Origin of the sequence: Bacillus cereus group sp. MG20 (assembly GCF_040459885.1) — a bacterium.
GTDB classification, from domain to species: domain Bacteria; phylum Bacillota; class Bacilli; order Bacillales; family Bacillaceae_G; genus Bacillus_A; species Bacillus_A cereus.
The window spans coordinates 1,807,564-1,828,226 of the sequence record NZ_JARVHF010000001.1; the positions used below are offsets into that span (position 1 = coordinate 1,807,564).

The following is a 20,663-nucleotide window of genomic DNA, read 5'->3' on the forward strand; positions in this document are numbered from 1 at the left end:
ATTTGCTTATACTCTTAATTTGATAACGGACAAATCCGTCTTTTCCTAATGAGAACTATTCTGTTCAGAAAAGATGCTCCAGGGCTACCTTCTAACATAACTATCTAGAGAATCTCCCAGCTACTGATTCTCCTCTCTGAAGACGTTTCATGTTATACTCTTCCCCTTCAAGGCATTTATATGATTGTTAATTATTATATACAATAGTGTAAAAAACGAAACCTTATTCGTCAAGATAAATTTAAAACTATGACTTTTCGGGTGAATATAAAGAAGATAAGTAGCATTCTCTACTTATCTTCTTTATCCCGCTATTTGCGGGCAATAAGACCCCACCTCAAAATTCAGCTGAAGCAAAGAAGTTAGGTTGGAGCCACCCGCTGATTAAAGTTTTACTTTACCCGTTCCCTTGCTGGGCAGCTTGTAATTGTGACAGGAAATATTCTATATTGCTAACAAGCCAATGCGATTGTTGCAAACTCTTTACTCCGCGCAGTTCATTTTCCTCGTTGCGATTATCTCTTCTTTTCTTATAAGACTGGATTTGCCGAATAAATTGCGATGGATACGTCATATACGCAAACATAAGTAGTTGCTCTTCTTTCGTAAAAGGGAAATTTTTTTGATACATTTGAAACCATTCAAACCGATCACTTCTTGCGATTGGATATGTGTTTAAAGACCGTGAATAAAAACCTACTATATCTTGCACAGGCGTTGCAAACTTCGATTTTTCCAAACTAATAAAATAGCCATTTCGCTCATAGTCAAATAAAAAATGATTAAGTGACACATTACCATGCACAAAAGTAATACGTGTTTTCTCTTTTTCTTTCATCGCATCGTTCCACTCATTTAATTGCTTCGTTGCAAATTCACGCGCTCTCATTACATGATGATAGTACGTACAATATTGTAATTCAAACGGGGACATATACCATTTTGATTCAGATTCTACGAGAAACTCTTCTAACATCTCACCATCATTTTCCCAGCGATCGGATATAGTTGTATAATGTTTTTCTAAATCTTCTTCCGTATATGTTTCTTCCTTCACAGTTTTTTGATGCAACGTTCCAAGTGTCTGAAACATTTTATGGTATTGATCATTATCCTCGCCGTTTCCTTCTGCACGTTCTAACCAAGGCATTAAATAATAATTATACGTCCCGTCACTTAAAATATAATTTCCATCCGTCGCGTGGTATATAGGTACATAATTTGAAAAACCTTTCTCCTTCAAATATTGAATATGATGCAGAAAATTATTCCGCTCTAACTTTCTGCCTTCTATTTTCTTGAGTGCATATGGACCTTGATTCGTATAAATTTTCATTACGCTTCCGTGCTCTTCCATATGCTGCGTATCCAATCTATATTGCCTCACGATAGGTTCATAGTGATTTCGTAATTCAATATCCATACGAATAACCCTTTCTATTCAAAACATAGCCTCTAAGAAAAGAAGCGAGTGAAAACACTCACTTCCTTATTTCGCCTTTACCCTTGAAACCGGAATATAAATAATTTGCCCCGTATTTAAAAATATATCTTCTGTTTGATTGACACGGCACACATTTTGCACAGACGTTTCATAACGTTCTGCAATAGATTCAATTGTATCCCCTTCTTGCACGAAATACATTCTTAACTTTGTAAATTCTTCTTCCGGTTCTTTCGTAAATAGTTTTGTTAAATAAAGCGCATTTTCATCTCGCTGTGAGTACTCTTCTTCTTGTTCTTCCTGCTTTTTCGCTTTTTCTTTCTTGAAATCTTTTCGCCCAAACAATTCAAATTGCGGCGTTGTTTCTTGCTCCTCTTCACGCTCCACAAATTCATGTTCCTCTATCTTCTCTTCTTCTAATTCCTGCTCTTTTCTTTCCTCTAATTGGAACGGTTCAAATGCGTAATCTTCCCACTCATCTGATTCCTTATATGCTGGTTCTTCTACATGCGGCGCCGGTCTATTTTCATCCTCTTGCGCTGAATCTTCTTCTAACTCGGCATACACCGTTTCTTCCTCTTCAGCTTCATCCTCGTTTCTCTCTTCATCACACAAACCGCTAATAGATATATCCGCTAATAATTGTAAGCAACCATTTTCCTTTAATTCATAATCAAATTCCTCAATTGATACATATAGCTCTTCAATTACTTTCACTCGATTTCTCGGAATTGATATTTCAAGCGGAAAGGAATGAACAAGTTCATTAACCCCATCTTCCCTTGTTTCTACATAATCAATTGACTTTGCTGGCGATAGTTCTCTTAATGAATACGCCGAATCATCTTTTCGTGCAACATACTCTCCCGTTAAATCTAATTGCCCTCTCACGATTACTTCATGATCAAGCTCTTCTATCTCAACGTCTGGATCTAACGAAATTGACAAAAGTTCATCGACTTCCTGTCCCTTTTGGAACCAAACAGATTCTTTTAATGAAAATCGTAACGAATGATCTGCAGCCACTTCTTTTCCCCCTCCCAAACTATATGTCATTACAGATTTATGTAGAGAAAGCTTACTTTATGAATAAAAAAAATCGCCCCCCTTATGGAGAGCGATTTTTCTCTAATACATTATTTTAATTTTGACATTGCAATTTCAGCTGCTGCAATCGTCGCCTCAATATCTGCGTCACTATGTGCTGTCGATAAGAATAAACCTTCGAATTGAGATGGCGGTAAGAATACACCTTGTTCTACCATTTCACGATAGTAAGCCGCAAAGAATTCTAAGTTTGAAGATTTTGCTGCATCGTAATTAATAACGGGCTCATCTGTAAAGAAAATACCAATCATAGAACCTGCACGGTTAATATGATGTGGAATGCCATGTTTTTCAGCTGCTTTACGTAATCCAGCTTCCAACATTTCAGCTTTACGCTCAAATTCTACATATGATTCTGGCGTTAACTGTACTAACGTTTCATAACCTGCTGCCATTGCAAGTGGATTACCTGATAAAGTACCAGCTTGGTAAATCGGTCCGCTTGGTGCAACTTGGCGCATAATTTCTGCTTTACCACCGTATGCTCCTACTGGTAAACCACCACCGATTACTTTACCTAAGCATGTTAAATCAGGTGTTACGCCATAATAACCTTGGCCACAATTATAAGCTACTCGGAACCCTGTCATTACTTCATCAAAAATAAGCAATGCACCGTTTTGTTCTGTTACTTCACGAAGACCTTCTAAAAATCCAGGCTGCGGAGGAACAACCCCCATATTTCCTGCTACTGGTTCTACAATTACACAAGCAATATCATCACCGAATTGTTCAAACGCGTATTTTACGCTTTCTAAATCGTTATAAGCTACTGTAATCGTATTTTTCGCTACACCTTCTGGTACACCAGGACTATCTGGTAAACCTAAAGTCGCCACACCAGAACCAGCTTTAATTAATAGCGAATCACCATGACCGTGGTAACAACCAATAAATTTCAAGATTTTATTACGACCTGTATAACCACGAGCTAAACGTAGTGCACTCATTGTTGCTTCCGTTCCAGAGTTAACCATACGCACAATCTCAATTGATGGCACGCGCTCAATAACAAGTTTTGCTAATTTATTTTCAATTTCTGTTGGTGCACCGAAGCTTGTACCTCTTTCAGCAACAGATTTTAACGCTTCTACAACACGATCATTTGCATGACCATGAATTAAAGGCCCCCATGATAATACGTAGTCGATGTATTCATTCCCATCAATATCATATACTTTAGAGCCTTTTCCACGCTCCATAAACAACGGATTCATCCCAACAGATTTAAAAGCACGAACCGGGCTATTTACGCCACCAGGCATTAAGTCTTGTGCCTCTTCAAACGCCGCAATCGATTTATCAAACTTTTTCATTATTTAGCGCCTCCTTCTTGTAACCATTTTGCTGCATCTTTCGCATGATACGTAATAATTAAGTCTGCTCCTGCACGTTTCATACTAATTAATTTTTCAAGAACAACTTCTTTTTCATTAATCCAGCCATTTTGCGCTGCCGCTTTAATCATCGAATATTCACCACTTACATTATAAGCGACAACTGGTAAATTAAAGTTATTTTTCACATCACGAACGATATCTAAGTAAGAAAGAGCTGGTTTTACGATTAAGAAATCTGCACCTTCCATTACATCTGATTCTGCTTCACGGAATGCTTCCATACGGTTTGCCGGATCCATTTGATATGTTTTACGGTCACCAAATTGCGGTGCACCGTGCGCAGCATCACGGAATGGTCCATAAAATGCTGATGAATATTTCACAGCGTACGACATAACTGGCACGTGTCCAAAACCATTTTCGTCTAATGCATGGCGAATTGCTGTTACGAAGCCGTCCATCATGTTTGATGGCGCAATAATGTCCGCTCCTGCTTTCGCTTGACTTACAGCCGTTTTCGCAAGAACTGCAAGAGACTCGTCATTTAAAATAATACCATCTTCAATTACACCGCAATGACCATGGCTTGTAAATTGACATAAACATGTGTCTGCGACTACTACTAGCTCAGGGAAATCACCTTTAATTTGCTGAATAGCACGTTGTACAATTCCATGATCACAATATGCTGATGATCCAACTTCATCCTTTTCAGCAGGTAAACCAAATACAATAACAGAACGAATACCTAAATCAACAACTTCTTGCATTTCAGCTTGCAATAAATCTAAAGAAATTTGATATACGCCTGGCATAGAAGGAACTTCATTACGAACATTTTCACCTTCTAATACAAAAATAGGGTAAATAAAATCTTCCGTATGTAAAAACGTTTCACGCACAAGCGCACGCATGCCCCCGCTTTGTCTTAAACGACGATGACGATTAAATTGTAAAGAGTTCATAGATTTCTATCCCCATTCTTTCATTTTATAGATTCACAAACACATTGTAGTAATGCTTCTACAGTGTACTCTTTCGGCACAATAACAGACGGAAAATAACGACTTGCCTCTTTTTCCGTAATAGGTCCTATACAAGCAATTGTACATTTTTTTGTCCATTCTCTCCAGTTTGCACCCTCAAGTAAACGAACAAAACTAGTAACAGTTGAAGGACTCGTAAATGTAATAATGTCTACTTCTCCTAACTTCAACGCTGCTATAAGCTCTTGCTTTTTTTCTACATTCACTTTCGTACCGTATACGATCAACTCATCTAGAGAAACACCAATTTCACGCAGTTTAACTGGTATTACATCTCTTGCTAAATTGCCTTTTGGAAATAAAATACGTTCGTTTCCATTTAATTCTTTTAGAAACTCTTCGGCAAATGCTTCTGCAACAAATGAATTCGGGACAAAATGAACTTGATAGCCCCTTTTTTCTAACTCTAATTTTGTTTTCACACCTACCGCAGCGATTTTAATGGTTAGTGGTAGTTTCTTTTTTAAACTATCTAGAAAAAAAGCTACACCATTTCTGCTCGTAAAAATAACCCAGTCGTATGAATGTAGCTGCTCTTCAATATGTTGAATTTGCCTATGAGACATACCTTCCATACGCAAAAGCGGAATTTCCAATGGAATTCCGCTCTTTTCTTTCACTGCTACACTCATTTGTTTCGCTTGATGCTGGGCACGTGTAATCAATACCGTTTTTCCAGCGAGAGCGTTCATATTTATTGTTGCTCCTTATTTGCAGCAAGAATGAGTTCTTTGGCGCCTTGTTTAATTAAACGGTCCGCGGCCTCTAATCCTACTTCTTCAGGATTAGTACCCACTACTGTCTCTTTTAATAAAACAGAGCCATCCATAGAGCCGACAAGAGCTGTTAATTCGATTGCATCGTTTTCTGTAAGGGTTGCATATCCAGCGATTGGAACTTGGCATCCACCTTCAAGTTTATGAAGAAATACTCGCTCCGCTGCCACTGTTCTTTCTGTTATCGCATCATTAATATGCGCTAACAATTGCAATAAATCCTTATCATCCTCACGACATTCAATCGCTAATGCACCTTGTCCTACAGCAGGTACACATAACGTTTCATCTAAATGTTCTGTAATAACTTCATCATCCCAGCCCATTCTTTGTAATCCAGCTGTCGCTAAAATAATCGCATCGTAATCTTCTTCTTTTAATTTACGTAAACGTGTATCGATATTCCCGCGAATCCACTTCACTTGTAAATCTGGTCTCGCAGCGAGTAGCTGTGCACTACGTCTTAAACTACTCGTACCTAAAATAGCACCTTCCGCTAACTCTTTAAACGATGCTCCATTTTTTGAGATAAAAGCATCCCGAGGGTCAACACGCTTTGGTGTACAGCCAATCATTAAACCTTCTGGAAGTACGGCCGGCATATCTTTCATACTATGTACAGCCATATCGATTTCTTTCGTAAGTAACGCATGCTCAATTTCTTTAACGAACAAGCCTTTTCCGCCTACTTTTGAAAGAGTAACATCTAAAATAACATCACCTTTTGTGACAATTTCTTTCACTTCAAATTCATATGGTAGACCTAGCGCTTTTAACTGATCAATAAACCAGTTTGTTTGCGTTAATGCTAGTTTACTCTTTCGTGACCCTACAATAATTTTGCGCATAATTCTCTCTCCTCATTATAAATACCAAAAGTGGAAATTGGATAAACTGCTTAATAGAAAAATGTTTACTAGCATTACGAGAAACGATCCGATATTCCACTGTACAATTTTCTTACCTTGCAACACATCTGCCGCTCGTAAATATAAACCTGTGCAATACACAAATAGAACGACAAAAGATCCGATTACTTTCGTATCATACCAATGGAAATTGTCCAATTTTGTATATCCCCATATACACCCCAATAAAATTGCTAGTAAGAAAAATGGAACAGAAAATAAATTTAATCCGTAAGACGTAGATTCAAGCTTCGGTAAATTCCCTAACCTTCTTAATCTCGCATTCCACTTTTTCTTTTTTAATAGGCGATATTGCAGTAAATACATAATAGAAAAAATAAACGATACCGTAAACGTTGCATAAGAAATAATCGCCATTCCAACATGCACGTATACAAGTTCTGAAACTAATTGCTCTGCAAGTACTGGCGACATCTTTCCGAGCGGTGTAAAAATAGAAAAAGCGCTTACGCCAAATGCAACAACATTTGTAAAGAAGACTAAAAAGTCAACGCGCATAAATCGATTTATGACTAACGACATCGTAATCAATAACCAAACATAAAAATAAATCCCTGATAATAAAGTTAAAATGGGATTCGTTTCTGAATCTGTCGCCCTAAGCAACATAAAAATAGACTGCAATACCCATACAATCGAAAGTAACCAAAAAGCAAATCGGTTCGCCTTTCGGTTACTTTGGAAATAATCTATAAAATATAAACTAATGCTACAAGCATATAAAATAATTGCAATATGATAAATAATACTGTTATTTAAAAAACTCATCCGATCATCCTTCCAAATTATAAAGATGGAACGGATGGTGTCCACACTCTTTTATGTTCTACTTCTTCCGCACGACTCTCTACTTCTTCCGTTTCTAAATCAAAAATCTTTGCAAATAACGCTAGTTTTTCGCTCGCTCCCTCTTCAGCAGCTATTTCTTTTGCTACTAAAATTGGGTCTTTTAATAATTGATTAATAATACTTTTCGTATGCTTACTAATAACTTTTTTCTCACGATCACTAAGGTTTGGTATTTTTCGCTCTAGGCTTACCATCGTTTCACTTTGGATTGCAAGTGCCTTATCACGAAGAGCTGCTATTAACGGAACAACACCAAGTGTACTTAACCACGTTTTAAATAGAACCATTTCCTCTTCAATCATAAATTGAATTTTCTCCGCTTCTTTCAAACGCTCAGCACGATTTGCTTCCACTACTCCTTGCAGATCATCAATGTCATATAAGAAAGAACCTTCTAACTCATCAATCGCTGGATCAATATCACGTGGTACTGCAATATCAACCATAAATAAAGGACGACCAGAGCGCATTTTCTCTACCTTTGTCATCATCTCTTTCGTAATGACATACTCTGATGCACCAGTTGAACTAATTAAAATATCTGCTTCTAATAATGCACATTGTAATTCGCTTAACGATTTTGCATGTCCCATATATTTCTCAGCCATTACTTCTGCTTTCGAAAGCGTCCTATTCATAACTGTTACTTTACGAGCACCACTTCCATATAAGTTTTGCAATGCAAGTTCGCCCATTTTACCAGCACCAAGAATAAGCACATGACAATCTGTTAACTCGCCAAATATTTTCTTTCCAAGCTCAACAGCAGCATAACTAACAGACATCGCACTTTCACCAATTGTTGTTTCTGAGTGGGCACGTTTTGCTAATGTAATGACTTGCTTAAACAATTCATTAAAAATTGTGCCTGTTGCTTTAACTTGTTGTGCTTCTAAAAAGCTATCTTTTATTTGGCCTAAAATCTGTGTTTCTCCCACTACCATAGAATCTAAACCGCACGTTACGCGGAATAAATGGTCTATTGCACCATCTTGTTCAAAAATAGTTAAATATGGTGCGACTTCTTCTATTTCAAGCTGAAACCAATCAGCTAAAAATTTCTTAATATAATACCGTCCCGTGTGTAATTGATCTACAACAGCATAAATCTCAGTGCGATTACAAGTTGATACAATGACATTCTCTAACACGCTCTTTTGATTTTGTAATGTAGTCATCGCTCGCTCTAGCTCTGCTGCCTGAAATGTGAGTTTCTCACGAAATTCTACAGGGGCTGTTCGATAATTTACACTAACAACAAGAATATGCACGCAGCATGTCCCCCTTCACCCGTTTTATCACTTTATCTACTATCATAATACAACTTTCCTCTTATGAATCTGACAATCGTGTGAACAACCGATTATTTTTTAATTATTCTCCGTATGTAATAAAGGAGATTCAGCAAACTAATAAAAAAACTTCTACTTTATAATGATTATAAATTAATAACTCTATTTGTACGTTACCAAAAAAAGTCCTCATAATCAAGTGATGGAAACTATTCCATATAAATTATAACATCATCTTTCCTATCTTCTTTCATCATGAAGGAAAATATGTATGATTGTTCCAAAATGTAGCAAACACTTTCTCAATACAATGTATTTGACATTTTATTTCTTTTTCGTTATATTGATTTTACAAAATTAAATTGTGCACAACTTAATAAGAAGGGAGTTATGTATGACAGAGGACTCTTTGCATCTAGATAACCAACTTTGTTTTTCTATTTATGCCTGTTCTAGAGAGGTTACTCGTTTTTATCGACCTTATTTAGAAGAGATGGGTATTACGTATCCCCAGTACATTACTTTACTCGTACTATGGGAGCAAGATGGACTAACAGTAAAAGAAATTGGAGAACGTCTATTTTTAGATTCCGGTACGTTAACACCTATGTTAAAACGAATGGAATCATTAACACTTGTAAAACGTGTTCGTTCCAAAGAAGACGAGCGAAAAGTTTGTATTGAATTAACAGAACAAGGTAAAAATTTAAAGGAAAAGGCTTGTTCATTACCGACAACAATGGCTACAAACTTAGGAATTACAGAGCAAGAATATCGCTCTTTATTAATTCAACTAAATAAACTAATTGAAACAATGAAAACAATTAATGATGGAAAAGGGGAATAAATATGGATAAATTATATACTGCTTCAGTAACAGCAACAGGTGGAAGAAATGGGAAAGTAGTTTCAGATGATGGCATATTAAATCTTGATGTGAAAATGCCGAAAGCACTAGGTGGTGCAGGTGGAGAAGCAACAAATCCAGAACAACTATTTGCAGCTGGTTATGCAGCTTGTTTCGATAGTGCATTACAACTTGTCATTCGTACAAAACGTATGAAAGTAGAAAGTACAGAAGTAACCGCTCACGTTTCTATCGGAAAAGATACAGATGGTGGTTTTGGCCTATCTGCCGTGCTTGATGTACATGTCGCTGGCGTTTCACATAGCGAAGCACAAGAACTTGTAGAAGCGGCTCACGGTGTATGTCCTTACTCTAAAGCAACACGAGGTAATATTGAAGTTACATTAAACGTACGTTAACAGCTTATATAAAGAAAAAAACGCGCGACATTCGTCACGCGTTTTTTGTTTTTGTCATTTTATGAATTGCCTTCCACGCTTCTTCTTTTCCAAGTCCTGTTTCAGAAGAGAATAGAACGATTTCATCGCCAATTTCAACAGCAAGCGTTTCTTTTACAACTTTTAAATGCTTTTGCCATTTCCCTTTCGGGATTTTATCAGCTTTCGTCGCAATAATAATTGTTGGGATTTCATAATGCTTTAAGAAATCATACATCATCACGTCATCACTTGTCGGTTGGTGACGTAAATCAACTACTAATACAGCTGCGTCTAATTGCTTACGCGTTGTAAAGTATGTTTCAATCATTTTCCCCCATGCCGCGCGCTCCGATTTAGACACTTTCGCATATCCATAACCTGGAACGTCAACAAAATGCATCATCTCATTGATCAAGAAAAAGTTCAGCGTTTGCGTTTTTCCTGGTTTAGAAGAAATACGCACTAACTTTTTACGATTTAAAATTTTATTAATAAAGGAAGACTTCCCGACATTTGAACGACCTGCTAATGCAATTTCTGGTAAATCACTGTCTGGATATTGTTCTGGTTTAACAGCACTAATTACAATATCTGCTTTTGTTACTTTCATTGTTTCACTCCTACTAATGCGTGCTCCAATACTTCATCTAAATGAGATGCAAGCACAAACGTAAGGTTTTCTTTTACGCTCTCTGGAATATCATCTAAATCTTTCTCGTTTTCTGCTGGCAAAATAATTTTTGTTAAGCCTGCGCGGTGAGCACTTAATGTTTTTTCTTTTAAGCCACCAATTGGTAATACACGACCACGAAGTGTAATTTCACCTGTCATACCTACTTCTTTACTTACAGGAATACCTGTTAGTGCAGAAATAAGTGCCGTTGCCATCGTAATACCTGCTGACGGTCCATCTTTCGGAACTGCTCCTTCTGGAACATGAATATGAATATCATTTTTCTCATGGAAATTCGGATCAATCTGAAGCTCTTCTGCACGAGAACGTATATAACTAAACGCAGCTTGTGCGGATTCTTTCATAACATCCCCAAGTTTCCCTGTTAAAATTAGTTTCCCTTTTCCTGGCGCTACAGAAACTTCAATTGCAAGTGTATCGCCGCCTGCTGCTGTGTAAGCTAGACCTGTTGCCATACCAACTTGGTCTGTTTTTTCAGCTTGCCCATAACGGAATATGTGTTTACCAAGTAAATCAACAATCTTTTTCTCTGTCACAACGATACGTTTACGTTCTGCTGTAACGATAATTTTCGCTACTTTACGGCAAACTTTTGCAATTTGGCGTTCTAGCGTACGAACACCAGCCTCACGTGTATAATAACGAATAATTTCAAGAAGCGCTTCATCACGTACTTGTAAATTACCTTTTCGTAAGCCATGCTCTTTTAATTGTTTCGGCAATAAATGCTCACGAGCAATGTGTACTTTTTCAAGTTCTGTATAGCCAGCAATCGAAATGATTTCCATACGGTCAAGTAACGGACCTGGAATACTTGAAAGTGTATTAGCAGTTGCTACAAACATAACTTTCGATAGATCATATGGTTCTTCAATGTAATGATCACTGAAGTTATGGTTTTGTTCTGGATCTAATACTTCAAGTAATGCTGCTGATGGATCTCCACGGAAATCGTTAGACATTTTATCAATCTCATCTAATAAGAAGACTGGATTAACTGTTTTCGCCTTTTTCATACCTTGAATAATGCGTCCTGGCATTGCTCCAACATATGTACGGCGGTGACCACGAATTTCAGATTCATCACGCACACCACCAAGAGATACACGGACAAAGTTACGATTCAATGATGTTGCAATTGAACGCGCTAACGAAGTTTTTCCGACCCCAGGAGGGCCTACTAAACAAAGGATAGGTCCTTTTAATGAATTCGTTAACTTCTGTACAGCTAAATATTCAAGTACACGCTCTTTCACTTTTTCAAGACCGTAATGATCGTTATTTAAAATCTCTTCCGAATGAGCAAGATCAATTATATCTTCTGTTGCCTCTGTCCACGGAAGCGCTAATAACCAATCAATATAATTGCGAATAACACCACTCTCCGCAGAACTTGCTGGTAACTTTTCATAACGATCTAATTCTTTCAGCGCAGCCTTCATTGTTTCTTCAGGCATTCCTGACTGTTCAATTTTTTCACGAAGTTCTTCTACTTCTCCGCCCTTACCTTCTTTGTCGCCAAGTTCAGTTTGAATCGCCTTCATTTGCTCACGTAAGAAATATTCTTTTTGCGTGCGCTCCATTGAACGTTTCACTTGTTGCCCAATTTTCTTTTCTAGGCTAAGTAACTCTTGTTCATCTTGAATAATTGAAATAAGTGTATGTAATCGTTCTTTTACAGATACAATCTCTAGAATCTCTTGTTTCTGCTTCGTTTTAATCGGCAAGTGAGAAGCAATTAAATCAGCTAATCTCCCTGGTTCCTCTACATCAGCTACCGTTGCAAATGTTTCATTTGAAACTTTTTTCGAAACTTTAATATATTGTTCGAAATGCTCCAGTAACGTACGCATAAGAGCTTTCTCTTCTAAATCATCTTCTACTTCTTCAGTTACCGTTTTAATAGACACTTGTACTACATTTTCTTCTTCGATAAACTCTATTACTTCTGCTCTATGTAAACCTTCCACAAGGACACGAAGCGTACCGTTCGGCAATTTTAGCATTTGCTTTACTTTCGCCACTGTACCTACACTATATATGTCATCTTCTTTCGGATCATCGATATTCATTTCTTTTTGCATTGCTAAAAAGATGATATTTTCATCCATTGCCGCCTGCTCTAGTGCTTGTATCGATTTATCACGTCCTACATCAAGATGCAAAACCATCGTTGGATATACGAGAACGCCTCTTAATGGTAGGAGGGGCACGATTCTTTCGTTCGTATTCATACTAGACATAGCACCTCCATAATAAATTAAACTCCTGTTCAACTATTTTATATTACAATACACCTAGATGCAATTGCTGAGATTCCTCGCAATTGTAAATAGCTTGTTTTTCTACCTCACGAAAAGAAAAAAGACTCCGATTAAGCATACAAACTTAAACGAAGTCTGGCAAATTTTATTATTGTTTATTTTTACATAGATTGTGCATCTGTTTCGTCTACGTTAGTATGTACATCTAGCTCTCTATGCATATTTTCTTGCATAAACGTTAACTCAAATACTTCTTTTAATTTACGGACAGGAATAATTTCGATTCCCTTTATCGTATACAAAAATGGTTGCATATTTTCAGCAGGAATAATGACTTTCTTAGCTCCCGCTTTTTTCGCAGCTTTTATTTTTGCGTACACGCCACCAATAGGCTTTACTTCTCCGTGTATACTTATTTCACCTGTCATCGCTACTTCATTATTTACATATGTGCGATGCACCGCAGAATATACACCTGTTGCCATAGCGATTCCTGCAGAAGGTCCATCAATTGGGATACCACCTGGAAAATTAATATGTATATCGTATCCTTCTGGCAACACATCTAAAGAACGAAGTACTGTTAATACATTATCAACAGAGCCTTTTGCCATACTTTTACGGCGAATCGATTTCGTTTGACTACCAATACTTTCTTCTTCTACAATTCCGGTAACATTTACCGATCCTTTATCTTTCGCCGGAATTGCTGTTACTTCAATTTCTAATAACGCACCTGTATTTGGTCCGTATACAGCAAGACCATTTACAAGACCAATCCTTGGAATCGGATAAATGTGCTTTTCGTATTTCGGCGTAAGCTGACTTGAGTGAACAACCCACTCTATATCTTCATCTTTAATGAAAGAACGTTCTTCATTTATCGCCATACCAGCAGAAATTTGTACGAGATTAATCGCCTCTCGTCCATTTCTTGCATACATCCCAATCATTTCAATACCATTTTCACCTATTTGCATTTCCACTTTTTCCGCGGCGTTTTTCGCTACTTTTTGAATCTCTTCCGTATCTAATTCACGGAAAAATACTTCTAAGCAACGTGACCGAATAGCAGGAGGAATTTCCTCTGGCGAACGTGTCGTTGCTCCAACTAAGCGAAAATCTGCCGGTAAGCCTTTTTGGAAAATATCATGTATATATGTTGGGATCATCGTATTTTCTTCACTATAGTACGCACTTTCTAAAAATACTTTTCGATCTTCTAACACCTTTAACATTTTGTTCATTTGAATCGGATGGAGTTCGCCAATCTCATCAATAAACAAAATACCACCATGCGCATCTGTTACAGCACCTTTTTTCGGTTGCGGAATACCTGCTTGCCCCATCGCCCCAGCACCTTGATAAATCGGATCATGCACCGAACCAATTAAAGGGTCTGCGATACCACGTTCATCAAACCGAGCTGTCGTCGCATCAAGTTCAATAAATGTTGCATTCGTACGAAATGGAGATTTAGGATTTCGTTTCGCTTCTTCTAATACAAGACGTGCTGCCGCTGTTTTCCCAACACCTGGCGGGCCATATATGATTACATGTTGCGGATTCGGACCACAAAGAGCCGCTTTTAAGGACTTAATCCCGTCCTCTTGCCCTACAATATCTAAAAAGGTTGTAGGACGCACCTTTTCTGCTAGCGGCTCTGTTAAAGAAATCTCACGCATTTTACGAAGCTGTTCTAATTCTTTTTTCGATTCTCGATCAATTGAAACTTTTTGTGTTCGTTGATTTCGAAGTAAATGCCAGAAATATAATCCGACAATTACACCAAAAACAAGTTGAACAACTAAAAATATATTTGTCCAGCTCATTATTTATTTCCTCCCGCAATATTTTATCTCTTAGTATTTCCGCGGAGGAACGTAGCTAAACATAAAGAAAAACAGCAATTATAAAAATTGCTGTTTCCCTTTCGCATTATGCAGATGTTTTTGTATCAAGTACAGTACCGTCTTGTAACACCAATTTTGGCGGTTCATTATCAGCTACTGTTTCTTTTGTAAGAATACACTTCTCGATATCTTTACGAGATGGAAGTTCGAACATTACATCAAGCATTAAGCCTTCAATAATAGAACGAAGTCCACGAGCACCCGTTTTACGTTCAATTGCTTTTTTCGCAATTTCGATTAGTGCACCTTCTTCAAACTCTAACTCAACATCGTCAAGCTCCAATAGTTTTTGGAATTGCTTAACAAGTGCATTTTTCGGTTTCGTTAAAATATCAACAAGAGCATCTTCATCAAGTGGCTCTAGGTTCGCAATAACTGGAAGACGACCGATAAACTCTGGAATTAAACCAAATCTTAAAAGATCCTCTGGTAATACGTGAGATAAAACATGCTTCTCATTTACATCAGCATTTTTCTTCTCAGAACCAAATCCAATTACTTTCTCACCAAGGCGACGTTTAATAATCGGCTCAATGCCATCAAACGCTCCACCACAAATGAATAAGATGTTCGTTGTATCAATTTGAATAAACTCTTGGTGCGGATGCTTACGACCACCTTGAGGTGGAACGCTTGCTACAGTACCTTCTAAAATTTTCAGAAGTGCCTGCTGCACACCTTCACCAGATACATCACGTGTAATTGATGGATTTTCGGACTTACGTGCCACTTTATCAATCTCATCAATATAAATGATTCCTTTTTCCGCTTTCTCTACATCATAATCAGCTGCTTGAATTAATTTTAGTAAGATATTTTCTACATCTTCCCCAACATATCCAGCTTCTGTTAAAGATGTTGCGTCCGCGATTGCAAATGGAACATTTAGAATACGCGCTAACGTTTGTGCAAGTAATGTTTTACCACTACCTGTTGGCCCGATAAGTGCGATATTACTCTTCGCTAATTCTACATCATCAATTTTGCTGTTAGAATTAATGCGTTTGTAATGGTTATATACCGCTACCGCTAGTGCTTTTTTCGCGCTATCTTGCCCGATGACATACTCATCTAAGATTTCACGAATTTCTACCGGTTTCGGTACATCTTTGAATTCTACTTCTTCGTCCTTCGCAAGCTCCTCTTGTACAATTTCAGTACAAAGTTCGATACACTCGTCACAAATGTAAACACCTGGACCTGCCACTAACTTTCGAACTTGCGTTTGTGTTTTACCACAGAAAGAACATTTTAATTGCCCTTTTTCATCATTAAATTTAAACATATTTTCACACCCCTTACAAAGTGCTAACCTCTTGCCTTCGTATGTACACGATAAATGTATCGTATGTAAATACATATTATGTCACTACGTGGCGAGAAATACAAATAATATGACTAGTTATGTACAAATAAAAAAATTTTAAAACTTTTGAAATATGTATATTCGACTTGTAAAGGAACTTTTCCTTCTCCATCGAAAAGTTTTATAAATATATTTCTATATTTATAAAACAAGGCACGATTAAAATCGTGCCTTGTTATTTTATTATGCAGCGTTTTCTACTAAGAAGTCTACAGCTTTACGCACTTTAAGATCTTCAGCTAAAGCGTCTACGCTTCCAAGAGCTTGCTTGATAGCGTCTACTGGCATACCGTACATTTCAGCCATTTTTTCAACTTCTGCAGTTACTTCTTCTTCAGTAACTTCGATGTTTTCAGCTTCAATGATAGCTTCAAGAACAAGATTGATTCTTACACGTTTTTGTGCATCTTCTTTCATTTGCTCTTTTAATTTGTCAGCGTCAGTACCTGTGAATTGGTAGTAAAGCTCAAGGTTCATACCTTGTTGGCTTAAACGTTGCTCGAATTCACGAACCATACGATCTAACTCAGTGTTGATCATAGCTTCTGGAATTTCGATTTCAGCGTTAGTAGCAGCTAATTCTACTACTTCGTCACGTACTTTGTGCTCAGCTTCGTGCTTTTTGCCTTCTTCTAAGTTTGTGCGAAGTTTTGCTTTTAATTCATCAAGAGTTGCAACCGCTTCGTCTGCTTCTTTAGCGAACTCGTCGTTTAACTCAGGAAGTTCTTTTGTTTTGATTTCGTGAATTGTTACTTTGAATGTTGCTGGTTTGCCAGCTAATTCAGCAGCATGGTACTCTTCTGGGAATGATACTTCAACGTCTTTAGACTCACCAGATTTAAGACCGATTACTTGCTCTTCGAAACCTGGGATGAATGTACCAGAACCGATTGCTAGAGAGTAGTTTTCGCCTTTTCCGCCTTCAAATGCTTCGCCATCAACGAAACCTTCGAAGTCGATTACAGCTGTATCACCGTTTTCAACAGTTCCTTCTTCTTTAACAACTAGTTCAGCTTGACGCTCTTGTAAAGATTTTAATTCGTTCTCTACATCTTCGTCAGTTACAGTTGTTTCAACTTTTTCTACTGCTAAACCTTTGTACTCACCTAATTTAACTTCAGGTTTCACTGTAACTTTTGCAGTGAAGATAAGGTTAGCATTTTTTTCGAACTTCTCGATGTCGATTTCAGGATGATCAACTGGGAAGATACCAGCTTCTTCGATCGCTTCACCGTATGCTTTTGGTAAAATGATATCTAAAGCATCTTGGTATAAAGATTCAATACCAAAGCGTTGTTCGAATAATGGACGAGGCATTTTTCCTTTACGGAAACCTGGTACGTTAATTGTTTTTACTACTTTTTTGAACGCAGCGTCGATAGAGTTGTTTACTTCTTTAGCATCAACTTCGATTGTTAAAACGCCAACGTTACCTTCTAATTTTTCCCATTTTGTAGACATTTATTCTTTCCCTCCAACTATAATAATGTATGCACATACCTCTATAGATTAAGATCTTCATTATCTCTTTTTTGAAATAACAAATACACAAATAATCCTCTAGCAAAAGCTTTCAGATATAATGTTCCAATCTACTAATTGCCCAGAAGACAACTACGGTATATTTTGTTCGAGAATAATATGAAACATATTAAGTAAGAGAATTACACTTCTCTTCTCTTACAAACAGGCAGATTTCTGCCTTTTGCAACCCTTACATTATAACATAGAATATGCTCGTTTCAAGAACTGAACGATTCTTTTTCATAATTATACGGGCAAATATCCTTCTCTTTCAACACGTAATAACCATTGATAGGCAATATGAAACTCTTCCAATTCGATATTATATGCTGCCATAAGCTCTTCTTCATCTATAGCCAATCCGAAACGCTTTCTTCCAATTCTCTCTAAAACAGCTGACCAAATCTCTTCTTTATCCATTAATAGAGCGAATGGGAAAACGCTAATTTGCAACTCTTTCCAATATGTAACCATTGCTTCAAATATATCGGGATAATTTTGCTCTAATCGGCTTGATAATTTATGTATAATGTTATTGGATTGCTCCTCATTATGACCTGTAAATGCTGGAATCACCTTAATCGTATTTCCAAACTTTTCTACCTCTATTTCTTCTTCTACCTGACTTTCTATCATTTTATACAAAATAGAAGTTTTCAAATAGGGGTGCTGCTCTTCGTCTATTAAAAATTTCTTTAAAACAGGTAATGCAAGATCTAAGTCTTTTAACGAAAGTCGCTGAATCGCTCTTAGCTTCTGTCCAAAGTTTTCTCCAAAAATTTCATTAGTAAACTCATCCAATTCAAAATTTGAATCCACTAGCGATGCATCTCCCTCATTTAGCATACCTTCTGCAAATAAAGCAAGCTGCGCTAATTTTTCCTTTTGATCAGGCATTATATCTTTCGTTTGTAAAACCTTTTCAACAGTTTCAATAACACCTTCATAATCATTTGTTTGAACTAAAATAGTTACGTACGTTTCAAGAATATCACCAAATAAGACAACTCCTGTTTTAAGCAACTGTTCACATTTGTCTTTCGCTTCTTCCATACGTTTTAATTCGAGTAAACAAATAACTGAAGCTAATTCCGTTTGTTCCGTTTCCGCATTATACTGACGTAATATTTCAAAGCAACGCAATGCATCTTCGAATTCCCGCTCTTTCAGCGCTAAAAAACCTTCATCAATATAGCGCTCTGATAGTTGTGGAAACAATACGACCGTATTTTCTTTTTTATCCATACGTCCGCCTCTTTTTCTTGATTTTAATTATGTTCAAAGTAAATATATCAAATGCGTAATGAGAACACAACATCCCTAAACTATTTGTTTGAAATATGAAAATATTTAATTTTTAAATTCCAATACGAATAAATTTCTACTAAAAATTAAAATTGTACAAATAAAAATCCCCAGCAACAAGCGCAGAGGATTCATCATTAATGGAAAGCTTTTATAATTGTGGGGTATATTACAAGGGTAATAATTTGGAGAACAATAATTGCCATAACAATCATGCTAAAATAGAAGATTGGTTTACTTCGCTTCATTAAAAACATAATAATAAGCATCGTACAAGCAAACAAACTTAAGAAGAACAAACTTGTTGTCGAACTAAGTATACCACTTGGGACAAAGAACAATAACACTACACTACAAGTACCTATAATTCCAAATAACCATTCCATTCATTCACTCATTCCCTTTCCCTCTCATGGCTGTTTTCTCTAAGCGATCAAATGTTTCACAACATCAACTACATACGTTAATTTCTCATACGCTACAAATCCAAAAGCAACCGTTAAGCCCGTTACAACTAATCCTTTCATCATTTCTGCCTCCTCGTTTTATCGTTGTTATCTTCATTATAAAAGATTAGCAATTTCTTACCATCGAACTACCTTACAGTTACCTTACAGAATTGTAAGATTCCAAAAAGAGATTGAAAAACACCTCATATCGCTTGAGGTGCTTTCACGGAATTTCTCTATAATCACTTGCAAAATTAACTTTTTCTCTTAGTTATTTTTCGGTGAATCGACTCTTAAACTAATAGATTTACTAAATAATTTAGAATCAAAATAATTATTCGTTACTTTTCTTAACTTACCTTCAGATATTTTCGTATTACAAGAAAACAACGGGTGAAAATCGTGTTAATATATTTTTGTACAATTAAGAATTTAATTTACAAGGGGGATTATATATGTTTAAAAAAATGGCCGCAGATGTATTAGGACTAAGCGATGTAGGTTCTGTCATTACGCCGAAAGACTATGATAAGGTTGATGCTGATGATTATGTGATGCATGAAGATGGGGAGAAAATTTACTTTCTAATTAAATCCAAATCAGATGAATATTGCTTCACAAACAAAGGGTTAATTCACTTAGACGGTACAAGCGCAACAAGTAAAAAACGTACACTACGCCGCTTTAGTTATAGCAAATATCAAATTAAAAACGTAGCACTTGAAACTGCAGGAACGATTGATTTAGATGTAGAAATTAAGTTTCAAATGGGCGATGAACATTACTCAATTGATGTTCATAAAAAACATATTGAAGAATTAAAAGATTTATATAAGGCTTTACTTAAAATCGAAGAAATTTCATACGACAACGATATTACATTACAATATGCACATAAAAGTTTAGATATGGCATCTAATGCATTTAGCCGTATTTCAAACGCACAAGTAAATCTAGCAGAGCAATTTAAAGAAATGAACGAGATTGCCTTTAACTGGCTTGTTGATACGAAGAAACAATATAATGTGAAAGATTATGGTTTTGTATTTGAGAAGTTTATTAATAATTAAACAAAAAA

The 20,663-nt window shown here is 36.6% G+C and carries 18 protein-coding genes and 1 other annotated feature (1 of these 19 running past the window's edge); of the genes, 3 read left to right on the forward strand and 15 right to left on the reverse strand.

Annotated features, from left to right (window positions below):
- Nucleotides 1-180: a binding site (T-box leader), on the reverse strand; it reaches 52 nt to the left of the window's first position.
- A gap of 217 nt (nucleotides 181-397) precedes the next feature.
- The 8 genes from ysxE to hemA form a co-directional block, all read right to left on the reverse strand.
- Nucleotides 398-1,423 (reverse strand): spore coat protein YsxE, encoded by a 1,026-nt coding sequence (gene ysxE / locus QCI81_RS09255; RefSeq protein ID WP_000350660.1) that lies wholly within the window; start codon nucleotides 1,421-1,423, stop codon nucleotides 398-400.
- Between the two features lie 66 nt (nucleotides 1,424-1,489).
- The gene (gene spoVID / locus QCI81_RS09260) at nucleotides 1,490-2,500 is read right to left on the reverse strand and encodes a stage VI sporulation protein D (protein ID WP_115609903.1); all 1,011 of its coding nucleotides are present in this window, start codon (nucleotides 2,498-2,500) and stop codon (nucleotides 1,490-1,492) included.
- Nucleotides 2,501-2,580: 80 nt separating this feature from the next.
- Complete coding sequence (gene hemL / locus QCI81_RS09265) at nucleotides 2,581-3,867, reverse strand: glutamate-1-semialdehyde 2,1-aminomutase (protein WP_000712942.1); 1,287 nt, start codon at nucleotides 3,865-3,867, stop codon at nucleotides 2,581-2,583.
- On the reverse strand, nucleotides 3,867-4,856 hold the full coding sequence (gene hemB / locus QCI81_RS09270; protein WP_001087056.1) for a porphobilinogen synthase: 990 nt from the start codon (nucleotides 4,854-4,856) through the stop codon (nucleotides 3,867-3,869). The genes hemL and hemB overlap by 1 nt, the downstream gene beginning before the upstream one ends.
- A gap of 20 nt (nucleotides 4,857-4,876) precedes the next feature.
- Nucleotides 4,877-5,629 carry a uroporphyrinogen-III synthase gene (hemD, locus tag QCI81_RS09275; RefSeq protein ID WP_053563601.1) on the reverse strand — a complete coding sequence of 251 codons (753 nt, stop codon included), beginning with the start codon at nucleotides 5,627-5,629 and terminating at the stop codon, nucleotides 4,877-4,879.
- Between the two features lie 2 nt (nucleotides 5,630-5,631).
- A complete protein-coding gene (hemC, locus tag QCI81_RS09280; RefSeq protein WP_016080168.1) occupies nucleotides 5,632-6,561 on the reverse strand; it encodes a hydroxymethylbilane synthase in 930 nt (309 codons plus the stop codon).
- A gap of 15 nt (nucleotides 6,562-6,576) precedes the next feature.
- On the reverse strand, nucleotides 6,577-7,410 hold the full coding sequence (locus tag QCI81_RS09285; RefSeq protein WP_000009005.1) for a cytochrome c biogenesis protein: 834 nt from the start codon (nucleotides 7,408-7,410) through the stop codon (nucleotides 6,577-6,579).
- A 17-nt stretch (nucleotides 7,411-7,427) separates the two neighbouring features.
- Entirely contained in the window at nucleotides 7,428-8,762 is a 1,335-nt protein-coding gene (gene hemA / locus QCI81_RS09290; protein WP_097821738.1) for a glutamyl-tRNA reductase, read from the reverse strand.
- A gap of 415 nt (nucleotides 8,763-9,177) precedes the next feature.
- Here hemA and QCI81_RS09295 point away from each other — a divergent pair, with 415 nt between their 5' ends.
- Both QCI81_RS09295 and QCI81_RS09300 read left to right on the forward strand, forming a co-directional pair.
- Complete coding sequence (locus tag QCI81_RS09295; RefSeq protein WP_016080166.1) at nucleotides 9,178-9,630, forward strand: MarR family winged helix-turn-helix transcriptional regulator; 453 nt, start codon at nucleotides 9,178-9,180, stop codon at nucleotides 9,628-9,630.
- A 2-nt stretch (nucleotides 9,631-9,632) separates the two neighbouring features.
- Entirely contained in the window at nucleotides 9,633-10,049 is a 417-nt protein-coding gene (locus QCI81_RS09300) for an organic hydroperoxide resistance protein (RefSeq protein ID WP_000359774.1), read from the forward strand.
- 34 nt (nucleotides 10,050-10,083) lie between these two features.
- Here QCI81_RS09300 and ysxC read toward each other — a convergent pair whose 3' ends face one another.
- The 7 genes from ysxC to QCI81_RS09335 form a co-directional block, all read right to left on the reverse strand.
- A complete protein-coding gene (ysxC, locus tag QCI81_RS09305; RefSeq protein ID WP_000869118.1) occupies nucleotides 10,084-10,680 on the reverse strand; it encodes a ribosome biogenesis GTP-binding protein YsxC in 597 nt (198 codons plus the stop codon).
- Complete coding sequence (gene lon / locus QCI81_RS09310; RefSeq protein ID WP_000097288.1) at nucleotides 10,677-13,007, reverse strand: endopeptidase La; 2,331 nt, start codon at nucleotides 13,005-13,007, stop codon at nucleotides 10,677-10,679. The genes ysxC and lon overlap by 4 nt, the downstream gene beginning before the upstream one ends.
- 182 nt (nucleotides 13,008-13,189) lie before the next feature.
- Complete coding sequence (gene lonB, locus QCI81_RS09315; RefSeq protein WP_000119173.1) at nucleotides 13,190-14,860, reverse strand: ATP-dependent protease LonB; 1,671 nt, start codon at nucleotides 14,858-14,860, stop codon at nucleotides 13,190-13,192.
- 106 nt (nucleotides 14,861-14,966) lie between these two features.
- A complete protein-coding gene (gene clpX / locus QCI81_RS09320; protein ID WP_000472289.1) occupies nucleotides 14,967-16,226 on the reverse strand; it encodes an ATP-dependent protease ATP-binding subunit ClpX in 1,260 nt (419 codons plus the stop codon).
- 264 nt (nucleotides 16,227-16,490) lie between these two features.
- Complete coding sequence (tig, locus tag QCI81_RS09325; RefSeq protein WP_353810681.1) at nucleotides 16,491-17,768, reverse strand: trigger factor; 1,278 nt, start codon at nucleotides 17,766-17,768, stop codon at nucleotides 16,491-16,493.
- A gap of 309 nt (nucleotides 17,769-18,077) precedes the next feature.
- Nucleotides 18,078-19,076 carry a hypothetical protein gene (locus tag QCI81_RS09330; protein ID WP_000358255.1) on the reverse strand — a complete coding sequence of 333 codons (999 nt, stop codon included), beginning with the start codon at nucleotides 19,074-19,076 and terminating at the stop codon, nucleotides 18,078-18,080.
- Between the two features lie 197 nt (nucleotides 19,077-19,273).
- Nucleotides 19,274-19,522, reverse strand: coding sequence for a hypothetical protein (locus QCI81_RS09335; RefSeq protein ID WP_001983650.1), 249 nt, complete (start codon nucleotides 19,520-19,522; stop codon nucleotides 19,274-19,276).
- A gap of 518 nt (nucleotides 19,523-20,040) precedes the next feature.
- On the opposite strand from QCI81_RS09335, the gene QCI81_RS09340 reads away from it, so the two are divergent.
- Nucleotides 20,041-20,655, forward strand: coding sequence for a PH domain-containing protein (locus QCI81_RS09340; protein WP_000473869.1), 615 nt, complete (start codon nucleotides 20,041-20,043; stop codon nucleotides 20,653-20,655).
- The last annotated feature ends 8 nt before the right edge of the window (nucleotides 20,656-20,663 follow it).

Coding starts and splice junctions, on each gene's coding strand:
- ysxE (WP_000350660.1), bottom strand. CDS start 1,423: ATGGATATTGAATTACGAAATCACTATGAACCTATCGTGAGGCAATAT.
- spoVID (WP_115609903.1), bottom strand. CDS start 2,500: ATGACATATAGTTTGGGAGGGGGAAAAGAAGTGGCTGCAGATCATTCG.
- hemL (WP_000712942.1), bottom strand. CDS start 3,867: ATGAAAAAGTTTGATAAATCGATTGCGGCGTTTGAAGAGGCACAAGAC.
- hemB (WP_001087056.1), bottom strand. CDS start 4,856: ATGAACTCTTTACAATTTAATCGTCATCGTCGTTTAAGACAAAGCGGG.
- hemD (WP_053563601.1), bottom strand. CDS start 5,629: ATGAACGCTCTCGCTGGAAAAACGGTATTGATTACACGTGCCCAGCAT.
- hemC (WP_016080168.1), bottom strand. CDS start 6,561: ATGCGCAAAATTATTGTAGGGTCACGAAAGAGTAAACTAGCATTAACG.
- QCI81_RS09285 (WP_000009005.1), bottom strand. CDS start 7,410: ATGAGTTTTTTAAATAACAGTATTATTTATCATATTGCAATTATTTTA.
- QCI81_RS09295 (WP_016080166.1), top strand. CDS start 9,178: ATGACAGAGGACTCTTTGCATCTAGATAACCAACTTTGTTTTTCTATT.
- QCI81_RS09300 (WP_000359774.1), top strand. CDS start 9,633: ATGGATAAATTATATACTGCTTCAGTAACAGCAACAGGTGGAAGAAAT.
- ysxC (WP_000869118.1), bottom strand. CDS start 10,680: ATGAAAGTAACAAAAGCAGATATTGTAATTAGTGCTGTTAAACCAGAA.
- lon (WP_000097288.1), bottom strand. CDS start 13,007: ATGTCTAGTATGAATACGAACGAAAGAATCGTGCCCCTCCTACCATTA.
- lonB (WP_000119173.1), bottom strand. CDS start 14,860: ATGAGCTGGACAAATATATTTTTAGTTGTTCAACTTGTTTTTGGTGTA.
- clpX (WP_000472289.1), bottom strand. CDS start 16,226: ATGTTTAAATTTAATGATGAAAAAGGGCAATTAAAATGTTCTTTCTGT.
- tig (WP_353810681.1), bottom strand. CDS start 17,768: ATGTCTACAAAATGGGAAAAATTAGAAGGTAACGTTGGCGTTTTAACA.
- QCI81_RS09330 (WP_000358255.1), bottom strand. CDS start 19,076: ATGGATAAAAAAGAAAATACGGTCGTATTGTTTCCACAACTATCAGAG.
- QCI81_RS09335 (WP_001983650.1), bottom strand. CDS start 19,522: ATGGAATGGTTATTTGGAATTATAGGTACTTGTAGTGTAGTGTTATTG.
- QCI81_RS09340 (WP_000473869.1), top strand. CDS start 20,041: ATGTTTAAAAAAATGGCCGCAGATGTATTAGGACTAAGCGATGTAGGT.